Below are 18,107 nucleotides of genomic sequence, written 5' to 3'. Positions count from 1 at the left end.
TTTAATGGATATTTTTATTATTAACGGGCCAAACTTAAACCTGTTGGGCAGGAGGGAGCCTGAAGTATATGGCGGGCGTACATTTGAAGATTACCTGGCACAACTGCGCCAAAAGTATAGCGACATAAAATTTTCATATTTTCAAAGTAATATCGAGGGCGAAATTATCAGTAAAATTCAGGAGGCAGGGTTTAGCTATACCGGTATTATACTAAATGCAGGAGCTTATACACATACTTCTGTAGGTATTGCAGATGCTGTAAAGGCTGTCACAACCCCTGTTATAGAGGTACATATATCTAATACATTTTCAAGAGAGAGTTTCAGGCACCAGTCATACCTTTCACCAGCAGCGGCTGGTGTAATAATAGGCTTTGGCTTAAAAAGTTATGAATTAGCCTTACAATCATTTATACTACACACCGAATGAAAAAACTATGGACGTTATTTGTGTTTTTTGTTTACCTCATCTGTAATGCCCAGGTAACAGGGAAAATAACCAATGAGAACGGAGAGGCTATACCATTTGCACTTATAAGCGCCCAAAACACATATAAATCAGCATTAACAAACCCCGATGGTAACTATACATTTAACCTGGATGACGGGCAGTACACTATACTATATAGTGCCATAGGCTATAAGCCATCCACTAAGAATGTTCAGGTTACAGGCAATGCAGTAACACAAAATATAGTATTGCAACGTGAAGATTACCAAAATCAGGCCGAAACAAACACCTCACAAAATAAGGAAGCTGCTCTGGATATAATGAAAAACGCTATTGCTGCCAGAAAGAGCAATGCAGAGAAATCGGCGAAATATACAGCGGGCTTTTATTCTTTAGGAGAATATCGTCTAAAAGATGTCCCAAAAGAAGTATTAGAAAAGCAAATAGGCAACCTTAAACCCTATTTAGATTCAACAGGCAGCGGTATTATTTACCTTTCAGAAACCTTGTCAGAACTAAAACTCAACAGTCCTGATGATATGTATGAGCATATTACGGCAAGCCGTGTAAGTGGCGATAATACAGGATATAGTTTTAATATGGCAACAGATGCTCATTTTAATTTTTATAGTAACTATTTGCCTTTTAAAGTAAATGTGGTATCGCCCCTGGCGGATAATGCTCTAAGCTATTATGATTATGAGCTGGAAAATACATTTTACATACAGGGCTATAAGCAGGTGCATAAAATAAAGGTTGTGCCTAAAGTAGACAGCCAGCCGGTTGTAGAAGGCGATATATATATTGTAGAAGGTACGTATGAATTGTATTCGTTATCGCTTTCCGTTAAAGGGAGCCGTATTAAAGAACCGTATATAAATACTATAAACATTCAGCAAATCTTTGCTTATAACAGTAATGATAATATTTGGGTAAAAAGCGCCCAGATACTCAATTTTGAGGCGGGTATTTTGGGCATGGGGCTTACTGGTATGTATACCTATCTTTATACAGATTACAAATTTAATCCTGAATTTGGGCCGAAGGAATTTGGCAGCGAGATAATATCTTTTGAAAAAGATGCCAACCAAAAAGATGATGCATACTGGGAGGGGATACGCGCACTGCCCCTTACTACAGAACAGCTTGATGATTATAAAAGGAAAGCCCGTTTTGAAGAGTTAAGTGGTACAAAAGCCTATAAAGATAGTATTGATGCCATCCGTAATAAATTTAAATGGCATGCTGTGGCATTAGGTTATACCTACCATAACAGTTACAAAAACTGGGATGTCACCTATACAGGTATTGCCCGGAGGCTGGCATTTAATACGGTACAGGCTTACTGGCTCGGCCCCGGTTTTTACTTTACCAAGCGGCAGTCCGGCACCAGCAACTACACCTCATTTGGTACTGATCTTAATTATGGATTTGCCGAACAGCGCTTTAGGGCTACAGGCTTTATAACCCGCAAGTTCAACAGCTTTACCAACCGTACCATATCTCTTAGCGGGGGTAGCAGTATAGAGCAGTACAATAGAGAAAAACCCATAAATAAGGTAGTAAATAGTATCAGCAGCCTCTTCTTCAGGGAAAATTACATGAAGTTGTATGATAACACCTTTCTAAAGTTAGCATATGAAGAAGAAGTGCTTAATGGCATTCATTTTGTAGGTTCGGCTGCTTATACACGTAGGCATGCCTTACATAATAATACTGATTTTTCTACTCTTAAAGATATTTATAAACCTTATACGTCTAACAACCCATTATTGCCTTATGATTATGAAACACCGGCTTTTTTAAAACATTCTATGTATATAGCTTCGGCAGGTTTTGCCATTACTTTTGGACAGAAATATATAACAACCCCATCGAGGCGCGAAATTATTGTTACCAAAAAGCTGCCGCTTATCAATATAAATTTTGAAAAAGGGTTCGGTTCCAGTATTTCAGATTATAATTTTAACCATCTTTCAGCGGCCGTTAGTTATGACCTGGTATTAGGTGATAAGGGTGAACTGGGCACTAATTTCAGGGCCGGGAAATTTTTTGATTCAGACAACATTGCTTTTACGGATTACCGACACTTTAATGGTAACCAGACCCATGTAGGCAAAAGCGAGCGCTACCTTAATGTGTTCAACTTTTTGCCCTATTATACCCACAGCACTAATGACCAATATTTTGAAGCACACCTTGAACATAATTTTAAAGGCTATTTACTAAACAGCATTCCTGTACTAAATAAACTGAACTATTACCTGGTAACGGGCTATCATTTTCTGGCAGTGCCGGAGCATAAACCCTATATGGAATATACACTTGGCTTGGATAACCTGGGGTGGGGCAAAGCCCGTTTTTTAAGGTTTGATTATATCTGGTCTTATGAGGGGGGCAATGCCAATAGTGGGGTGCTGTTTGGCCTTACATTTATAGATTTTTTAGAATAGCCTTATTTTTTCCCCTTTGCGTTACGGTTAAATAAAACACTTGTCCTGAAATCTTCCAGCGGCTCCTTTTGCACTACACGCAAAATATCATCCCAGGCGGCACATTTCATGGTGTAGGTAATGCCGTCAATTACAACAGGCAGTTGTATATATTCTACCCCGGTAAGGTCTTCACCAAGGTAATCGGCTACATCTTTCACAGAATAAAACCATTCTTTATCAAATTGCACTTTAGCAACTGTAGTATCTTTGCGTAGTGTTTCTTCTTTAAGCTTTTTCATCAGGGGCATTAATTAAAACCCAAAGTTACTTTAAAAAATTATGCCACATAAATTTTTGCATTCTGTTGGCTAAAACTACAGTCAAATATGTTTTTTGTAAGAAATTCACGTAATATTCGTTACGTTAAAAGTGTAATTATTTTTTGCAGGCAACCTCAACTAATATTATTTCGTCTTATATTGTAAACATTAACCTAACAAATCTACATGGCCAATAAATTTCTCACTCTCATTTTATGTATTATTTCTGTTACAGCATATAGTCAGGTGCGTGGTAAAGTAACCTCTTCAGATGGGCAAACCATTCCGTTTGTAAGTGTTACGGTTGAAAACACCTATACCGGCACTACAGCTAATGATCAGGGCGATTATGAACTTATACTTAAAAAAACAGGTAAATACACCTTACTCTTCCGCTCTATAGGCTATAAAACCAAGCGTGTACCCGTAACTGTAGAGACATTTCCTTATACGCTTGATGTAACCCTGGAAGATGAAACCTACGAGTTAAAAGAACTTGTAATAAGCAATGAGGAAGACCCCGCTTATGCCATAATGAGGCAGGCCATTGCACATAAAAAAGAGAACTCTGAAAAGGCAGGAAAATTTGAAGCCGATTTTTATAGTAAAGGAATTTTCAGGGTGAAAAATGTGCCGGAAAAAATTATGGGCATGAAGGTTGAAACCGGCGAAGATGTACTTGACTCAACGGGCAGCGGTATCATTTACCTTTCAGAAACAGTGTCGCATATCACTTTTGAGCAGCCTGATAAACTAAAAGAGCGTATTGTAGCCAGTAAAATAAGTGGTAACGATAGCGGCTTTAGCTATAATACGGCAGAGGGTACATTTTATAATTTTTATAATAATTATATAGAGTTTGATATTAATATGATATCGCCTTTGGCTAATAATGCCTTTGGCTATTACCGCTTTAAATTTGAAGGCAGTTTTTTTGATGATACCAACCATGAAATAAACAAAATTAAGGTAATACCCCGCCGCGATAAAGAACCCGTTTTTGAAGGTTATATTTATATTGTGAACGATAGCTGGGCCTTATATGCCATAGACCTGGACATAAAAGGCTACCGTATACGGCAACCCATACTTGGCAACCTTAACCTGCAGCAAAACTTTAGCTATAATTCACAAAATGGTTTATGGGCAAAAAATTCCCAGAGTTTTGATTTTAATGCGGGGATGCTGGGCATTGGTTTTTCCGGTAAGGTTACGCATGTATACAACAATTATGTATTTCATAAAGAGTTTGATAAAAAAACATTCAGTAAAGAGATTGTTTCTTTTGACGATAATGCCAATAAAAAAGACTCTACCTATTGGGACTCCATAAGGCCTGTGCCGTTGAGCGTAGAAGAATTGGGAGATTATAAGAAAAAAGACAGCATACTCGAAATACGCAAATCGCCGCAGTATAAAGATTCTATATTACGTGAACTGAACCGTTTCCATATTTATGACGTGGTTATGGGCTATAGTTACCGCAATGCACCCCGTACCACGTTTTTTAATTATGACGGGGTAATGCAAATACCAAAATTTAACACCGTTCAGGGTTGGAACTTAGATACTAAGTTATCATTCAGCCATAACAATAAAAAGAAAATGCGGCATTTCTCTATGTTTAGTAATTTTAATTATGGTTTTGCCGAAGACCGCCTAAGGGTAAACGGGGGTGCAACTTTAAATTTGGGCAAGTCAGGTACGTTTTATGTAAAAGGGGGTAATAGCATAGAGCAGTTTAATGCAGCAGAACCTATATCGCCTTTAATAAACTCGTTAAGTACCCTGTTTTTTAAGGATAATTATATGAAGTTGTATGACCTGGGTTTTGCGCGTATTTCTCATAACCGTTGGATTTTTAATGGCCTTAACATGAGTGGCACAGTAGAATACCTGCGGAGGCGCCCATTATTTAACAATACCGATTATGTGCTTATAAAAAACGACCATGATTATACCTCTAATAATCCATTAGAACCAGACAACCCTGTTTCTGCACCGTTTCAGAAGCATGAACTAATGCGGGCTACTATAGCCGGAAACATTCGTTTCGGGCAAAAATATATAAGCCGGCCAGACGGTAAAATTCCAGTTACCGATGTTAATTACCCAGGTATAGCATTTATGTACCAAAAGGCATTTTCATCAACCGTATCGGGATATGATTATGATTTTATAGCCATACGTACTACGTATAATGAAACTATTGGCAATAAAGGAGATTTTGGTATGAACCTTAAGGCAGGCAAATTTTTTAACGCCGAAAATATATCTTTTATAGATTACAAACATTTTAACGGTAACCAGACCCATGTGGGTACCGAAGAAACGTATTTAAACCGTTTTAACCTGTTGCCGTATTATAGCCATAGTACTAACGACCAGTATTTTGAAGCCCACTTTGAACATAATTTTAAGGGCTTTATAATGAATAAAATTCCATTGCTTGATGCGTTGCAATGGAATCTGGTTATTGGTTACCACAATATAGCTACACCCGATTATAAACCTTATCATGAATTTACGGCAGGCTTTGATAATATTGGTATAGGCGCTTTCCGCCTTTTAAGGATTGATTATGTAAGGGCTTATCAGGGAGGTTTTCAGACGGATGGTATTGTTTTCGGCTTAAAATTCCTTAATATTTTTGAGTAATATGCTTTTAGGCACTGTGCCGTAAGTGGCGTTTGTATATGGAAAATCTTCTTGTTATCGTCATCATTATTGTGGGATTAGCCACATTAGCATTGTTTCTGTATTTTGTGTTTTATTCGGTAAGGAATTTTATTGAGTCAGTTTACATTGCCATATTTAACAAGCCGCTATACGTACACCTGTATGTATGGAACAATGAACTGCCCCCGGGTGCCGATGCCCTCCTGCAAAAGCAATTCAGGTTTTACAGAAGGTTGTCGGCAAGGCGTAAAAAGTATTTCAGGCACCGTGTGGCCCGGTTTATAAAAAAATACCGTTTTGCAGGACGCGACGGATTGCATGTTACCGAAGAAATGAAAGTAAAAATAGCCGGCACAGCCATTATGCTTACTTTTGGTATGCGCAATTACCTGCCAGATGTATTTGAGGTGATAATTATATATCCCTCTGTATTTGAATCACAAAACGGCGATTACCACCAGGGGGAGTTTAACCCCCGGGTAAAAGCCGTTGTATTTTCGTGGGAACATTTTCAGCGGGGGATAGATTTTGATACCAGTAATCTTAACCTGGGCCTTCATGAGTTTGCGCATATTTTACACATTTCTTCATTAAGCAACCGTGGCGGAACATCGGGCACAATTTATAATGAGATGTTTACCAGAATTATACAGTATGCCTCTGTGCCCCAAAACAGGGAGCGTATAGTAAACGCACACTATTTCAGGGAATATGCCTATACCAACCACCATGAATTTATGGCGGTGATTTTTGAGTATTTTTTTGAAACCCCTAATGCGTTCCGCCAAAAACTGCCTGAATTATATGAAATGGTAAAACGTATGATTAATTACAAAGAAGGCTGACCCTGGTGCACTTTTTCTATTATTTTATTAATTTGCCTGTTGTGCCTTTGTGTATGGTATAACACAAAATGTAGTAATTCCAGTTTTGTATATCCATTTAACGGATTCCAATCCTGTAATGTAGGCACCTGATTAAGCTGTGCTGTTTTAAGTGCTTCAAGGTTTTCCTGCCTTATTTTATCGGTATCAGTAATTAATTCCTCTATTGTATAATACTTTTCTTCAGGTACTATACCATCCGGCGATACCATTTTACGGTCAAAATCCAGTAATATACTTTTTATTTCGGCAACATTTTCGTCTGGTTGCCTGTCAGTTTCCGGGGCATATTTTATAAATAATGCAGGCATATCTGTTGCTGCCTTTATCAGGTGCCTGGCAACCTGTGCTGCCGTCCAGCTTCCTTCAAATGGTATAGTATTAATTAGCTTTTCGTTACTGCCTTTAATCAGGGCAATGGTATCCATCATCACTTTATCAAGCGCATTGATTGTTTTGTTATACATAATAAATTGTTTTGTTGGATTTATTCTTTTACAACAGAAAGTATATTGCCAAATGGGTCTTTAAACCAGGCAATTTTATGGTCGCCATTACGCATTATGTTATCGCTGTCTGTTTTAAAATCTTCAAGCTTATAACTCTCAAAAGAGATACCTTTTTCTTTTAAATCAGCTACAGTTTTTTCTATATCAGGTACCGGGAAGTTGAGCACGGTAAAAACAGCAGGCTGATGATTGGGCTTGGGATATACCATTACAGGTGTACTGCCGTTTATGTCCAGTTCCAAAATACCCATCATACCCTCCTTTACTTTAATACCGAGGGTATTTGCGTAAAAATCTTTTGCTTTTTCAGTATCAGGCACCGAAAAAGTACTAAATGCTTTTGACTTACCTAACATAATACATAGTTTAATACAGGCGGCAATTTATTGCCGCCTGTAGGTTATTGCTGAGGTTGGTGCTGTGTACTAAAGTTTATCATCCAGTTTATTCCGAATTTATCGGCAACCATGCCAAAGTAATCACCCCAAAACATGGTGTCCATAGGCATTATTACTTTTCCTCCTTCAGATAGTTCAGCAAACAGGCGGTCAGCCTCTTCTTTACTTTCAGGGCTCAGGCTCAGTGTTATATTATTGCCTGTAATGGCAGCAGGCATATGGCCCGGTACATCGCTGCCCATTAGTACATTATTGCCAATAGGCAGGGCTACATGCATAATAAGGTTAGCATCATCATTACCCGGTTCGCCTTCAACACATCCATCCATAGGTGTACCGGCAGGCACATCACTAAAGCGCATGAAGTTGGCAAATTCTGATTTAAAAATTTTCTTGTAAAAGGTAAAGGCTTCTTCACAGTTGCCATTAAAATTTAAGTACGGATTAAGAGCTGTCATAATAATTATATTAATTGTTTGTTTATGTTATTTTTTGGTGAATTGTAACAATGTTACCCCACAGTTAAAAGTTGTGGGGGCAACAGGTTCAAGTGTTGTCATTTCAATGTTTTCAGGGTAGGCAGCAATACCATTTCCTAATAATACAGGATTCACAAAAAGCAGGTACTCATCAATTATATTATGCTTTGTTAAAAGCCTAAGTACAGAGGGGCTGCCCAACAGCAATATGTTGCCTCCTTCCTGTTGTTTCAGTTCTTTTATAGCTTCGGTAACATTATCTCCTATAAAAGTTGTTTTGTTTTTTTCGGTTCCTTTCATACTGCCGGACACTATTACTTTATTTACATTATTGTACCATTCAGAATGTTCAATATCGTGCTTCGTAGCGTTAGGCTTATCTGCAGCTCCGGGCCAGTAGGCATCCATCATTTCATAAGTAATACGGCCATATAATGCCGTATCGGCATTATCAGTCAGTTTACCTACAAAGTCAAACAATTCTTCATCAAATTTAATCCAGTTCATTTCACCGTTTGCGTTTGTTGCAAAACCGTCAAGGCTTACATGCAATAGTGCAATTATTTTTCTCATTTTTGTTCTGCCAATTGTTTAATTTTATCCTTAGCCCTTTCCCATGCATCGCCTGTCATTTCAAAAAATTCTTCGCTCATGGCGGCTGCGGTGCGCAATGTGGTAATACCGTTTTTTTCATCAAGCAAATAGCTTTCATAGCCTTTTTTTACCTCTTTTGCCTGTGGGCTGTCATAATCCGGTTTACCATTTATCATAAGGCCTTCATATTGTATTATAAGTTCTTCAGTGGGGCGGTTTACAGCTATAGTAGTAACCATGCCATTACCATTGCTATCGGTAAATATCGCAGCAGATCCCTCCTCCCAGGTGGTTTCTGCCTTGCTGCCCTCGCAAAATTCGGTATACCATTGCTGTGTATATTCATCTTTAATCAATACTTCCCAAACGCGTTCTCTTGGGGCATTAATCTTTATTTCAGTCTTAATTGTTTTGGTTGGTGTCATTTGTAATTCTTTTAGGTTTAATTGAGGTATAAAAGTAAAAGGTCAGGGTTTTAGTGTCGAGTTGTAATTGGAATTTTTGATATATAACAAATGTATATGTTATTTATGGATGGGATAATGTGATAAAAAGTCAATTTTAGGGGGTATTCAGGACAAAGTTTTTCTATATTTGTTTTCTAACCAATCCGTTATGTATATAGGTATACTAGCAACTAAAGGGCACAGGCTGCTGAGTATGGCTGCCCTGTTGGATGTTTTTGAATCTGCTAATAATTTTTATTCTGAAGCAGGTAAAATGCCTCCGTTTAAAATTAACCTGTTGTATTTGTCTGGGTATGATACGCACCAATATCCCGGTTATACACCCGTGCAGCCCGGTACTATGCATTATAATTTATTACTTATACCTGCCTTTGCCAATAATGATATAGCTACTGTACTGAAGGATAACTATGGGTGGCTGCCCTGGTTGCAACAGCAGCACGCCGGGGGGGCAGCTATTGCCAGTTTTTGCACCGGCGCTTTTTTACTTGCCGCATCGGGCTTGTTAGACAACCGCCCTGCAACTACCCATGTAAATGCCGAAGGTGTTTTTGCCAAACTTTTTCCTAAAGTACAGCTACAGGCAGAAGCTGTAGTAACCGGTCAGGATGGTATTTATACCAGTGGCGGGGCAACCAATACATTTCATTTATTGATGCTGTTGCTTGAAATTTATGGAAGTAAGGAAACTGCTATTAAAGCTGCCAAAATGTTTTCTATTGATTTAGACCGAAACCGTCAAAATTATTTTGGCTCTTTTACGCCGACAGATAATCATGGAGACGATTTGGTTAAAAAGGCACAGGAAGAGATACATAAAAATTATAGCAGAGCCGCTACTATTGAAGAACTGATTACCGATGTACCAACGAGCCGTCGCAACCTGGTACGCCGTTTTAAACAGGTTACCGGCATAACCCCTATAGAATACCTGCAACGCACCCGAATAGAGGCTGCAAAGCAACTATTAGAACAGTCTACCTGTAGCGTGTATGAGATAATGCTGGAAACAGGCTATAACGACCTGAAAACTTTTAGGACGCTGTTTAAAAAAACAGTGGGAATGACACCCACTAACTACCGCCGCAAGTTTAGCGGACAGTTGGTATAAAACCCTTAAAAAAAGTTATAGCGCACTCCTAAAAACATACGCCTTCCCTGTAGTGAAGCATAGTTGTAGCTGGTATCAAGCGTATAACCGTAAGGATTGGCAACAGGGTCATTAACATATTTATTAAAAGGGTCAAAAGGGCGCATAAGTGCATATTGGGGTACAAAATCAAAAACATTTTTTACACCACCATATAATTCCAGCCCATAAGTAAATTTCTTAGTAAGTTGTATGTTGGATATGTTATACCAGGGAGAATATTCCGGGCGATAATCATTTGGCAGAATAGGGAGGCGCATAGGGCCATACCAATTTCCGGTAATATCAACACTATATTTGTCATTAAACGTATAAGTCATAATATAGTTGCCAGACCATTTAGGCGCATGTAACTGTTGTTTCTTCACTTCTGCACCCATGCTATTTTCTTCTGCCTGAAAAACATCCATATAAGATATGCCTGCCGTTACTTTTAGCGGAAAATTAAACATAAGTTCCACATTGGTAGAAACGCCTTGCGATATAGCATGTCCATTCAGGTTATCATAAATAATTTTTGTGGGGTCAGTATCAAAATCGCCTACAATTTTATTAGTGAAATAAGAGTAGAACCCTGTAACATCCACATTAAGTATAAAAGCACTAGCGGGCCAGTTAAATACATAGTTAAGGTTGCTGTTAAAAGAGCGTTCAGGCTTCAACGCTTCGGTAATTACAACATCACGTGCCCCTGTTAGGGCGGCATGGTCTTCGGTAAACAGGTTTACTACCCTGAAGCCGGTACCAAAACTGGTACGGAACGTATGCATGTTTGTGGGCGAAAATTTGTATGCAATGCGGGGTGAGTGTATACCACCGTGGTTTTTATCATAGTCAAAACGATAGCCTCCCAAGAGCTTGTTCTTATCATTAATTGCCCATTCATCCTGAATAAACAGGCCGGGTAAAGGTGTATTCTGCGGTCTGTTCTTAGTGTTATCTGAGTTGGCTGTAGCGGGGGTATTATCATCATATTTTGTAAAGCGCATTGCAGCTCCCAGTAAAAAAGTATGTTTTTCTCCAAAGTTTGTGTCCCAGTACGCCTGCAAAAAACCTACTTGCTGGTTTGCCATATAAGGCGTGTCCCCGTACCAGGAATTCTGGTCGTGCCAGTTATATGAAAATTGGGTATATATTTTTTCTGTAAAAGGCAGTTGGTACAATCCTATAAATTCAATACGTTTTGTGTAGATGCTCTCACCATAAATACTATCGCTACCCCGCCATTGCTTGCTCCATTGCATTTCGCCACCCCAGCGGTCTTCATAAACAGCACGGGCTGCAAGGCTAAAAGCCCTGTTTTCTTTACGCTCAAACTGCAATTTGTTAAATATTGATATACGGTTTTGCAGGGTAAGGTCGGTAAAATTATCATGGTTTTTGTCTGTAGGTATGGCGTAGTTATAGTAATTAACACCCAATATTGAAGTAGCCTTTCCGGTTGAGGATTTAACAGCAGCATCCATATTATGCTCTCCCCAGCTGGTCATAAAATAATCGGCGCTTACCACAGGCGCTTTTAGCGGGTTTTTAGTAATTACATTTATAGTTCCACCCATAGCTTCTGAGCCGTATAGCGATGAGGCGGGACCTTTTACAACTTCAATACGTTCTACAATACTATTGGGTATTCCGTTAAGCCCGTATACAGTAGAAAGCGAACTTACAATAGGCATACCGTCAATTAGTATAAGTGTATATGGGCCTTCCATACCGTTTATATGTATATCGCCCGTATTGCAAACATTACAGTTTAGCTGTGGCTGCACGCCGTTTATCATACCTACCGATTCGAATAGGCTTGCTGTTGGGTTTTTACGAAACAGCTTTGGAGTTATAATTTCTACTGGTATGGGGCTATCAGCCCGGCGCACTTCTCTCATGGTGCCTGTAATTACAACTTCTTCAAGTGCTGCCGTTTCTTCAGACAGTGTAATATTTAAAACCTGTGTTTCGCCGGATAATAGTTTGATTTTTTTTTGTTGCTTACTGTAACCAACCATACTAAAGGTTATAGTGTAGTTGCCGTGGGCGATATTATTTATGTTATATGTTCCGGAATCATCTGAAACTGCTGAAACACCTGTTTCATCTATAATGACAGTTACGCCCGGTATACCGCCCGATTTATCTGATATTTTTCCGGTTAGTACACTTTTCTGAGCAAAACAGTTATAAAATAAAAGAGTAAGCAGTAACAGGATTTTCATTATCTTAAATTTAAAATTTGTCATACAAAATTATAAATTTAGCTTAATCTAAAAATTATTTTAGATTAAATTTAATTAAAGTTATGTGTCAAAAATTATTATTTTAGGGTTTTGGCATGCATACTATGGAAAATGAATTTTTAATTACGTTAAAACCTAAAAAAGCAATTGTGGCAAAACACATTGCGTACTATTATTTTCATTGGAGTGATAGTGAACATTTTCATCGTATTTTTACTTTTTACCCTAATTATAACCATGCACTTACCGTTTATAAAAATTCTGATGTAGAGCTATTTGAGGCCAGTTCAAAAGTAAGCACGTCACAAAAAGAAAGCCTTACTGTTTTATATTCGGTTAACACACACCATAGCGCTAAAGTTGATTTATCCGGCCCATTTAATAAAATAGGCATTGTATTTAACCCGGCGGGTATAAACCATTTTTTGAAAAAGCCTTTAGGCACGTACACCTTTAACCCTCCTTTTGATTATTTTGACCATTTTGGCAATATGCTTCATAAAGTATTAGGGCAGGTATATGCCGAGCAGGATGCTGAAAAGAAGGGAGAAATGCTCGATGTTTTTTTTGAAAGTATATATAACGGTTTTGAGGAACCCATTGCCAAAGCGGCACTAATGCAGGTATTAAACAGTAATGGTACCGTTAAGGTGGAAGAGTTGAGCGAAAAGACAGGAATAAACCGAAAAACGTTATTACGGTTATTTAAAAAACATTTTTGTGCTTCGGTAGAAGAGTATAAAAAAATGGTGATGTTTCGCAATGCCTTAAATTATTCACAACAGCATGATGATGCTTCTCTTACTGATGTTGCATTGTATAATTTATATTATGACCAGGCGCACTTTATAAAACATTTTAAATCGGTTACCCGGCAATCGCCTAAAACGTTGCTACACCACCTTACACATCTTGGTGGACAGGAAGCCCTTTACTGGCACTTTGAAGAATGAGTGTTTAGGGGGTATGTCCCAATTTTACAATTTTAGGGTAAAATCACACACTATATTTGCTATACACAACTAATAAAACTATAGATATGAAACGTACTGTGAGATTATTACTCGTGATTTTTTTCTCTTATGCTATTTGTATTTCAATAGCAGTGGCAGTGAAATACTTTTTTAAAAGTAATATTTTTTCATCAATGATTTTAGGAGCAACAATAGGATTAGCAATTGCTTATAGTTTAACAACCAAAAAACAAAATAACAATGTTTAAGATTTTTATTTTAGTAGCAGAACGTATTTTAGAACTATTTCTATAAATAAGTAAACCCCTCTGCTAGAGAGAGGGGACCTGTATTATTATTATTTTGATGCAGCCAGTTTAAGGCCCGAAATAGCTTGTGGCGGGTTTGGTGCTTTAAACACAAAGTTACCGGCTACCAGTACATCTGCCCCTGCGGCTACAAGTGCTGCTGCATTTTTATCATTTACACCGCCATCTATTTCGATAAGGGTAGGGGCATTATTTTTTATGATGAGTTCTTTCAGTTTACGAATTTTATCATACGTATTCTCAATAAAAGACTGCCCGCCAAACCCCGGGTTTACACTCATTACACACACAAGGTCAATATCTTTGATTACATCTTCCAGCAGGTTAACATTAGTGTGTGGGTTAATGGCGACACCTGCCTTCATACCTTCTGCTTTTATTGCCTGTAGGGTGCGGTGCAAATGCGTGCAGGCCTCATAATGTACACTCAGGTTATTAGCGCCCAGTGCTGCAAAAGTTTTAATATACGGGTCTGGGTTAACAATCATTAAATGCACATCTATAGTTTTTTTGGCATGTCGGCTAATAGCTTCAAGTACCGGCATACCAAAGGATATATTGGGTACAAAAACACCATCCATAATATCTACATGAAACCAATCGGCCTCACTGTTATTAATCATCTCAATATCACGTTGCAGGTTGCCAAAATCAGCCGATAGTACTGACGGGGCAATAAGTATATCTCTCATTTATCGTTGTTGTGTTTTTATGGCGCAAAGATAGGACTTTTTTAATTTTAGATTTAGCTCCCTAACCGGCAAATAATATATAGTCTACTTGATAATTTTCTTACAAAAAAATATACTATACAGTATTATTTGCCGTTTTTTAGTTTGAGTTAGTTAAATAAAAAACTCCGGTAATCAGCCGGAGTTTCAATCATCAATCAAAAAACGAACAGTTATTGAACTGTTAGTGCTTTTATATATTTTTTAGCCTAAGTACAAATTTAGACCGCCAAAATACAAATTTTTATCAAAACATGAAATTTTGGTGGTCTTTTTATGATTGCTTTTTAGTTATCCTAAGTAAGTTTTAAGAATCTTACTGCGCGAAGTATGCTTAAGCCTCCTGATGGCTTTTTCCTTAATCTGGCGTACACGCTCACGGGTAAGGTCAAAAGTTTCACCAATTTCCTCAAGTGTCATCGGGTGCTGGTCTCCTAAACCAAAGTAAAGCCTTACCACATCAGCCTCACGCGGGGTTAATGTTTCAAGTGCACGCTCAATTTCGGTGCGTAAAGACTCATGTATAAGTTCCCTGTCCGGGTTTGGAGATTCTCCTGAGCGTAATACATCATAAAGGTTAGAGTCTTCACCTTCAACAAGGGGCGCATCCATACTAAGGTGGCGTCCGCTGTTTTTCATGCTCTCCTTTACATCATTCACGGTCATATCAAGCTCTTTGGCAATTTCTTCGGCACTTGGTGCACGCTCATTGCTTTGCTCTAAAAGAGCATACATTTTATTGATTTTGTTGATAGAACCAATCTTGTTTAAAGGAAGGCGCACAATACGCGATTGCTCTGCAAGTGCCTGTAGTATACTCTGGCGAATCCACCATACGGCATACGATATAAATTTAAAACCACGGGTTTCGTCAAAACGCTGTGCGGCTTTTATAAGGCCAAGGTTACCCTCATTAATAAGGTCGGGCAGGGTAAGCCCTTGGTTTTGGTATTGTTTTGCTACCGATACCACAAAACGTAGGTTTGCCTTTGTCAGTTTTTCAAGAGCCCTCTGGTCACCAGCTTTAATGCGTTGTGCCAGTTCTACCTCCTCATCTGCTGTAATCAAATCTACTTTTCCTATTTCCTGGAGGTACTTGTCAAGTGAAGCAGTTTCCCTGTTGGTTACCTGCTTGGTAATTTTTAACTGTCTCATGTAAAAATTCCTGAGTTTAATTTAAATGTTCAGGTAGTTATACGTAACCAGGCCCGAAAAAGTTACATACAGGTAATGTTTTTTTAAACTTTAACATATAACAGTTATTTAAAGTCAAAATTATATTGCAAACCACATTGTATACCAAATGAATAAGGTTTTACTCCGGCAAATGTGTTAAAATAATATTTTGCTACCGGTTCAACATTTAACTGAAGGGCCGGGGTGACTTTATAATATACAGAAATACCTCCACTGCTGCTAAAACTTATCTTATTCACATCTTTTAAACTGCCCAGCGTTACGTTGCCTGAAAGAGCGTTTGATTTAACAATGACACTGTTTTCAGTTAATAAAAGGGTATTGATTCCCATAAAAGCATTTATGCCAAATCGTTTGTTATGTAAATTATAAGTTACCTCTAAAGGTATTGCTATAAACCCTGTATTTTGTATTAAATTAAATACAAGTGCATTTTGTGTCATTTCGGCTAATGATGCATTAGATTGCCCGGAGGCATAATTAATGCCGGTGTATTCGGCAGGAGGTATTATTTCTATCTGGCCATCAGGGTAATCATCTGTAGGCTCATGTATGATATAAGTATTTTGTAATTGTACATCATGCGTAGTCTGGTCAATATTTATTATGCTTATACCTGTGCGTATGCCCCATGTATTATTAAAGTTGTAGCCTAACGTTACACCATAGGCATAATTTGTTTTAATAGCTGTACTATTAGTATCAAGTGAAGCATCTATAAGCGAATTGTTTTTTGGGATGTAGTATTTTGTAGGGGAAATATTTGCAAAGACATAAAATTTTTTATAGCCGGATATTTCTTTATCTGATTTTTTTTCATTTGCATCCTCCTGTAATAAAAGTGCCTCAGCAATAAGTTTTGCTTCTGTTGCAATGCTGTCTTGTTTTATAATATAAATGAGGTCCTGTACAGTATTATTATAGGGTAAAATTATATTGGCAGGTGTTATGGTATCTGAATAGCCGGTTACAGAAGTATTATCATTTGCAGATGTTTTGTTTTGACCTGCATATTGTTGAGGTGTAGGGAAATTATATGCTGTTGCACTTTTATTTTGGATTTGTGCATCACGTATAACAACAACTTCTTGCTTTGCATTACTATTACCTGTAGGGCTGTTAATTGGTTTATTAGCGCCAGAACCAGCAGATCCGGCAGCACTGTTATTACTTTCTGTTCTATTGGCACGTGTAGTTGATGCACGCCCTGTAGCTTGTGGTGTATTATATTGTAAGGATGTTGTTTCTGCCCTGTTACTGTTTTTTATTTTACCATTGCCTTTACGGTTTGCGGCATTATCTTTTTCTGTTTGGGTATAGGTTACTGCCCCGGCCTTATTTTTATTATCGATAGCTTTATTACCAGCAGTATTGTTTATTGTTTCAGCGTTGCTGTTTGCAGCATCACCTTTTTTATTAGGGCTTGTGTTATCATTAGTAATTGCAGGCTTATTTTCAGGTTTTTTGTCAGTATTCTCTTTGATGTTTACAGATGGGTAATTGGTGTTATTTATAGTATTGTTTTGATTAGGTTTGGCAATAGGGTTATTTTCTTCCGAAACATAGGGCACGCCTATTATAATAAGCAGGATAATAGCGAGGGCAACCAGTGATATTTTACGCCACAGCACAAAATTTTTATTCCTTTTCTCTTTTAATTCAGCATTAATGGCATTCCATACAGCATCAGGCGGCGATTTTTTTAAACCGTCCAGCTTTTGCTTAAATGCCGCGCCTATATCTTTTTTATTTTCCATTGCTTACATTATAATTATTATAGCCCTGGCCCTTAGTAATTTTTTCTTTTAGTATGGTTTTGGCCCTATGTAGGTTGGATTTAGAAGTTCCTTCTGAAATAGACAGCATTTGTGCTATTTCTTTATGGGAATAAGAGTCCAGCTCATAAAGGCTGAATACAATACGATATTGGTCTGGCAGTTGTTGTATGAGCGACAGTATATAATCTGCCGATACATTCATTTCGGTTTCGGTTACATCTGTATCTTCCGGTAAGTTATCTTTTACAGGTACAAGCAGTATGTTTTTTCTAAAGCTGTCTATAGCTTTATTAATTACAATTCTTTTCATCCATCCTTCAAAAGAGCCTTTTCCGCTATATGTTTTAATACGGGTAAAAATTTCTATGAAAGCATTATGAAGATTATCCTGAGCCTCAGCTTCATTTCTGCAATACTTAAGGCACAGGACAAAAAGTACGTCTTTATATTGCCGGTACAATTCTTCCTGAGCCTTTGCATTATTCTTAATGCACCCTTTTATAATTTTATCTGGTGTCAATT

General features: G+C 37.9%; 18 protein-coding genes. 7 read left to right on the top strand and 11 right to left on the bottom strand.

What is annotated here, in order from left to right; all coding sequences use genetic code 11:
* Positions 1–4 precede the first annotated feature (4 nt).
* Positions 5–430, top strand: a complete 426-nt coding sequence (gene aroQ / locus ABS766_RS05420) for a type II 3-dehydroquinate dehydratase (protein WP_408084104.1) — start codon at positions 5–7, stop codon at positions 428–430.
* Complete coding sequence (locus ABS766_RS05415) at positions 427–2,904, top strand: DUF5686 family protein (RefSeq protein ID WP_408084103.1); 2,478 nt, start codon at positions 427–429, stop codon at positions 2,902–2,904. Before aroQ ends, ABS766_RS05415 begins: the two co-directional genes overlap by 4 nt.
* Positions 2,905–2,906: 2 nt before the next feature.
* Here ABS766_RS05415 and ABS766_RS05410 read toward each other — a convergent pair whose 3' ends face one another.
* Entirely contained in the window at positions 2,907–3,185 is a 279-nt protein-coding gene (locus tag ABS766_RS05410) for a hypothetical protein (protein WP_408084102.1), read from the bottom strand.
* Between the two features lie 207 nt (positions 3,186–3,392).
* Here ABS766_RS05410 and ABS766_RS05405 point away from each other — a divergent pair, with 207 nt between their 5' ends.
* Positions 3,393–5,864, top strand: coding sequence for a DUF5686 and carboxypeptidase regulatory-like domain-containing protein (locus tag ABS766_RS05405; protein ID WP_408084101.1), 2,472 nt, complete (start codon positions 3,393–3,395; stop codon positions 5,862–5,864).
* Between the two features lie 38 nt (positions 5,865–5,902).
* Complete coding sequence (locus ABS766_RS05400; RefSeq protein ID WP_408084100.1) at positions 5,903–6,730, top strand: zinc-dependent peptidase; 828 nt, start codon at positions 5,903–5,905, stop codon at positions 6,728–6,730.
* On the opposite strand, the gene ABS766_RS05395 is transcribed toward ABS766_RS05400, so the two are convergent.
* From ABS766_RS05395 to ABS766_RS05375, 5 genes are read right to left on the bottom strand one after another with little or no spacing between them, the layout of a single operon-like run.
* On the bottom strand, positions 6,715–7,236 hold the full coding sequence (locus tag ABS766_RS05395; RefSeq protein WP_408084099.1) for a DinB family protein: 522 nt from the start codon (positions 7,234–7,236) through the stop codon (positions 6,715–6,717). The genes ABS766_RS05400 and ABS766_RS05395 overlap by 16 nt on opposite strands.
* 20 nt (positions 7,237–7,256) lie before the next feature.
* Positions 7,257–7,634: a VOC family protein gene (locus tag ABS766_RS05390; RefSeq protein ID WP_408084098.1), complete on the bottom strand. Its 378-nt coding sequence runs from the start codon at positions 7,632–7,634 to the stop codon at positions 7,257–7,259.
* 44 nt (positions 7,635–7,678) lie between these two features.
* Positions 7,679–8,134, bottom strand: a complete 456-nt coding sequence (locus tag ABS766_RS05385; RefSeq protein ID WP_408084097.1) for a VOC family protein — start codon at positions 8,132–8,134, stop codon at positions 7,679–7,681.
* A 27-nt stretch (positions 8,135–8,161) separates the two neighbouring features.
* Positions 8,162–8,728, bottom strand: a complete 567-nt coding sequence (locus ABS766_RS05380; protein ID WP_408084096.1) for a dihydrofolate reductase family protein — start codon at positions 8,726–8,728, stop codon at positions 8,162–8,164.
* A complete protein-coding gene (locus ABS766_RS05375; RefSeq protein ID WP_408084095.1) occupies positions 8,725–9,174 on the bottom strand; it encodes an SRPBCC family protein in 450 nt (149 codons plus the stop codon). The genes ABS766_RS05380 and ABS766_RS05375 overlap by 4 nt, the downstream gene beginning before the upstream one ends.
* Before the next feature lie 190 nt (positions 9,175–9,364).
* On the opposite strand from ABS766_RS05375, the gene ABS766_RS05370 reads away from it, so the two are divergent.
* Positions 9,365–10,327, top strand: a complete 963-nt coding sequence (locus tag ABS766_RS05370; RefSeq protein WP_408084094.1) for a GlxA family transcriptional regulator — start codon at positions 9,365–9,367, stop codon at positions 10,325–10,327.
* Between the two features lie 5 nt (positions 10,328–10,332).
* Here the strand turns inward: ABS766_RS05370 and ABS766_RS05365 are convergent, their stop codons facing one another.
* Complete coding sequence (locus ABS766_RS05365) at positions 10,333–12,576, bottom strand: TonB-dependent receptor (RefSeq protein WP_408084093.1); 2,244 nt, start codon at positions 12,574–12,576, stop codon at positions 10,333–10,335.
* A gap of 170 nt (positions 12,577–12,746) precedes the next feature.
* On the opposite strand from ABS766_RS05365, the gene ABS766_RS05360 reads away from it, so the two are divergent.
* Together ABS766_RS05360 and ABS766_RS05355 are read left to right on the top strand one after the other, a co-directional pair.
* Entirely contained in the window at positions 12,747–13,550 is an 804-nt protein-coding gene (locus tag ABS766_RS05360) for a helix-turn-helix domain-containing protein (protein WP_408084092.1), read from the top strand.
* 86 nt (positions 13,551–13,636) lie between these two features.
* Positions 13,637–13,819 carry a hypothetical protein gene (locus ABS766_RS05355; RefSeq protein WP_408084091.1) on the top strand — a complete coding sequence of 61 codons (183 nt, stop codon included), beginning with the start codon at positions 13,637–13,639 and terminating at the stop codon, positions 13,817–13,819.
* A gap of 89 nt (positions 13,820–13,908) precedes the next feature.
* On the opposite strand, the gene rpe is transcribed toward ABS766_RS05355, so the two are convergent.
* The 4 genes from rpe to ABS766_RS05335 form a co-directional block, all read right to left on the bottom strand.
* The gene (gene rpe, locus ABS766_RS05350) at positions 13,909–14,571 is read right to left on the bottom strand and encodes a ribulose-phosphate 3-epimerase (protein WP_408084090.1); all 663 of its coding nucleotides are present in this window, start codon (positions 14,569–14,571) and stop codon (positions 13,909–13,911) included.
* Positions 14,572–14,901: 330 nt separating this feature from the next.
* On the bottom strand, positions 14,902–15,765 hold the full coding sequence (locus tag ABS766_RS05345; RefSeq protein WP_020212501.1) for a sigma-70 family RNA polymerase sigma factor: 864 nt from the start codon (positions 15,763–15,765) through the stop codon (positions 14,902–14,904).
* A gap of 104 nt (positions 15,766–15,869) precedes the next feature.
* Positions 15,870–17,564 (bottom strand): hypothetical protein, encoded by a 1,695-nt coding sequence (locus ABS766_RS05340; RefSeq protein WP_408084089.1) that lies wholly within the window; start codon positions 17,562–17,564, stop codon positions 15,870–15,872.
* Positions 17,554–18,105, bottom strand: coding sequence for an RNA polymerase sigma factor (locus ABS766_RS05335; RefSeq protein WP_408084088.1), 552 nt, complete (start codon positions 18,103–18,105; stop codon positions 17,554–17,556). The genes ABS766_RS05340 and ABS766_RS05335 overlap by 11 nt, the downstream gene beginning before the upstream one ends.
* Positions 18,106–18,107: the final 2 nt, after the last annotated feature.

The organism is Flavobacterium rhizosphaerae (assembly GCF_046000445.1).
GTDB lineage: Bacteria > Bacteroidota > Bacteroidia > Flavobacteriales > Flavobacteriaceae > Flavobacterium > Flavobacterium rhizosphaerae.
Note: the sequence above shows the minus strand (reverse complement) of the source record. Positions and strands in the feature narration are given on the sequence as shown.

Coding starts and splice junctions, on each gene's coding strand:
- rpe (WP_408084090.1), bottom strand. CDS start 14,571: ATGAGAGATATACTTATTGCCCCGTCAGTACTATCGGCTGATTTTGGC.
- ABS766_RS05395 (WP_408084099.1), bottom strand. CDS start 7,236: ATGTATAACAAAACAATCAATGCGCTTGATAAAGTGATGATGGATACC.
- ABS766_RS05405 (WP_408084101.1), top strand. CDS start 3,393: ATGGCCAATAAATTTCTCACTCTCATTTTATGTATTATTTCTGTTACA.
- ABS766_RS05375 (WP_408084095.1), bottom strand. CDS start 9,174: ATGACACCAACCAAAACAATTAAGACTGAAATAAAGATTAATGCCCCA.
- ABS766_RS05345 (WP_020212501.1), bottom strand. CDS start 15,765: ATGAGACAGTTAAAAATTACCAAGCAGGTAACCAACAGGGAAACTGCT.
- ABS766_RS05380 (WP_408084096.1), bottom strand. CDS start 8,728: ATGAGAAAAATAATTGCACTATTGCATGTAAGCCTTGACGGTTTTGCA.
- ABS766_RS05340 (WP_408084089.1), bottom strand. CDS start 17,564: ATGGAAAATAAAAAAGATATAGGCGCGGCATTTAAGCAAAAGCTGGAC.
- aroQ (WP_408084104.1), top strand. CDS start 5: ATGGATATTTTTATTATTAACGGGCCAAACTTAAACCTGTTGGGCAGG.
- ABS766_RS05410 (WP_408084102.1), bottom strand. CDS start 3,185: ATGAAAAAGCTTAAAGAAGAAACACTACGCAAAGATACTACAGTTGCT.
- ABS766_RS05415 (WP_408084103.1), top strand. CDS start 427: ATGAAAAAACTATGGACGTTATTTGTGTTTTTTGTTTACCTCATCTGT.
- ABS766_RS05365 (WP_408084093.1), bottom strand. CDS start 12,576: ATGAAAATCCTGTTACTGCTTACTCTTTTATTTTATAACTGTTTTGCT.
- ABS766_RS05370 (WP_408084094.1), top strand. CDS start 9,365: ATGTATATAGGTATACTAGCAACTAAAGGGCACAGGCTGCTGAGTATG.
- ABS766_RS05385 (WP_408084097.1), bottom strand. CDS start 8,134: ATGACAGCTCTTAATCCGTACTTAAATTTTAATGGCAACTGTGAAGAA.
- ABS766_RS05390 (WP_408084098.1), bottom strand. CDS start 7,634: ATGTTAGGTAAGTCAAAAGCATTTAGTACTTTTTCGGTGCCTGATACT.
- ABS766_RS05400 (WP_408084100.1), top strand. CDS start 5,903: ATGGAAAATCTTCTTGTTATCGTCATCATTATTGTGGGATTAGCCACA.
- ABS766_RS05355 (WP_408084091.1), top strand. CDS start 13,637: ATGAAACGTACTGTGAGATTATTACTCGTGATTTTTTTCTCTTATGCT.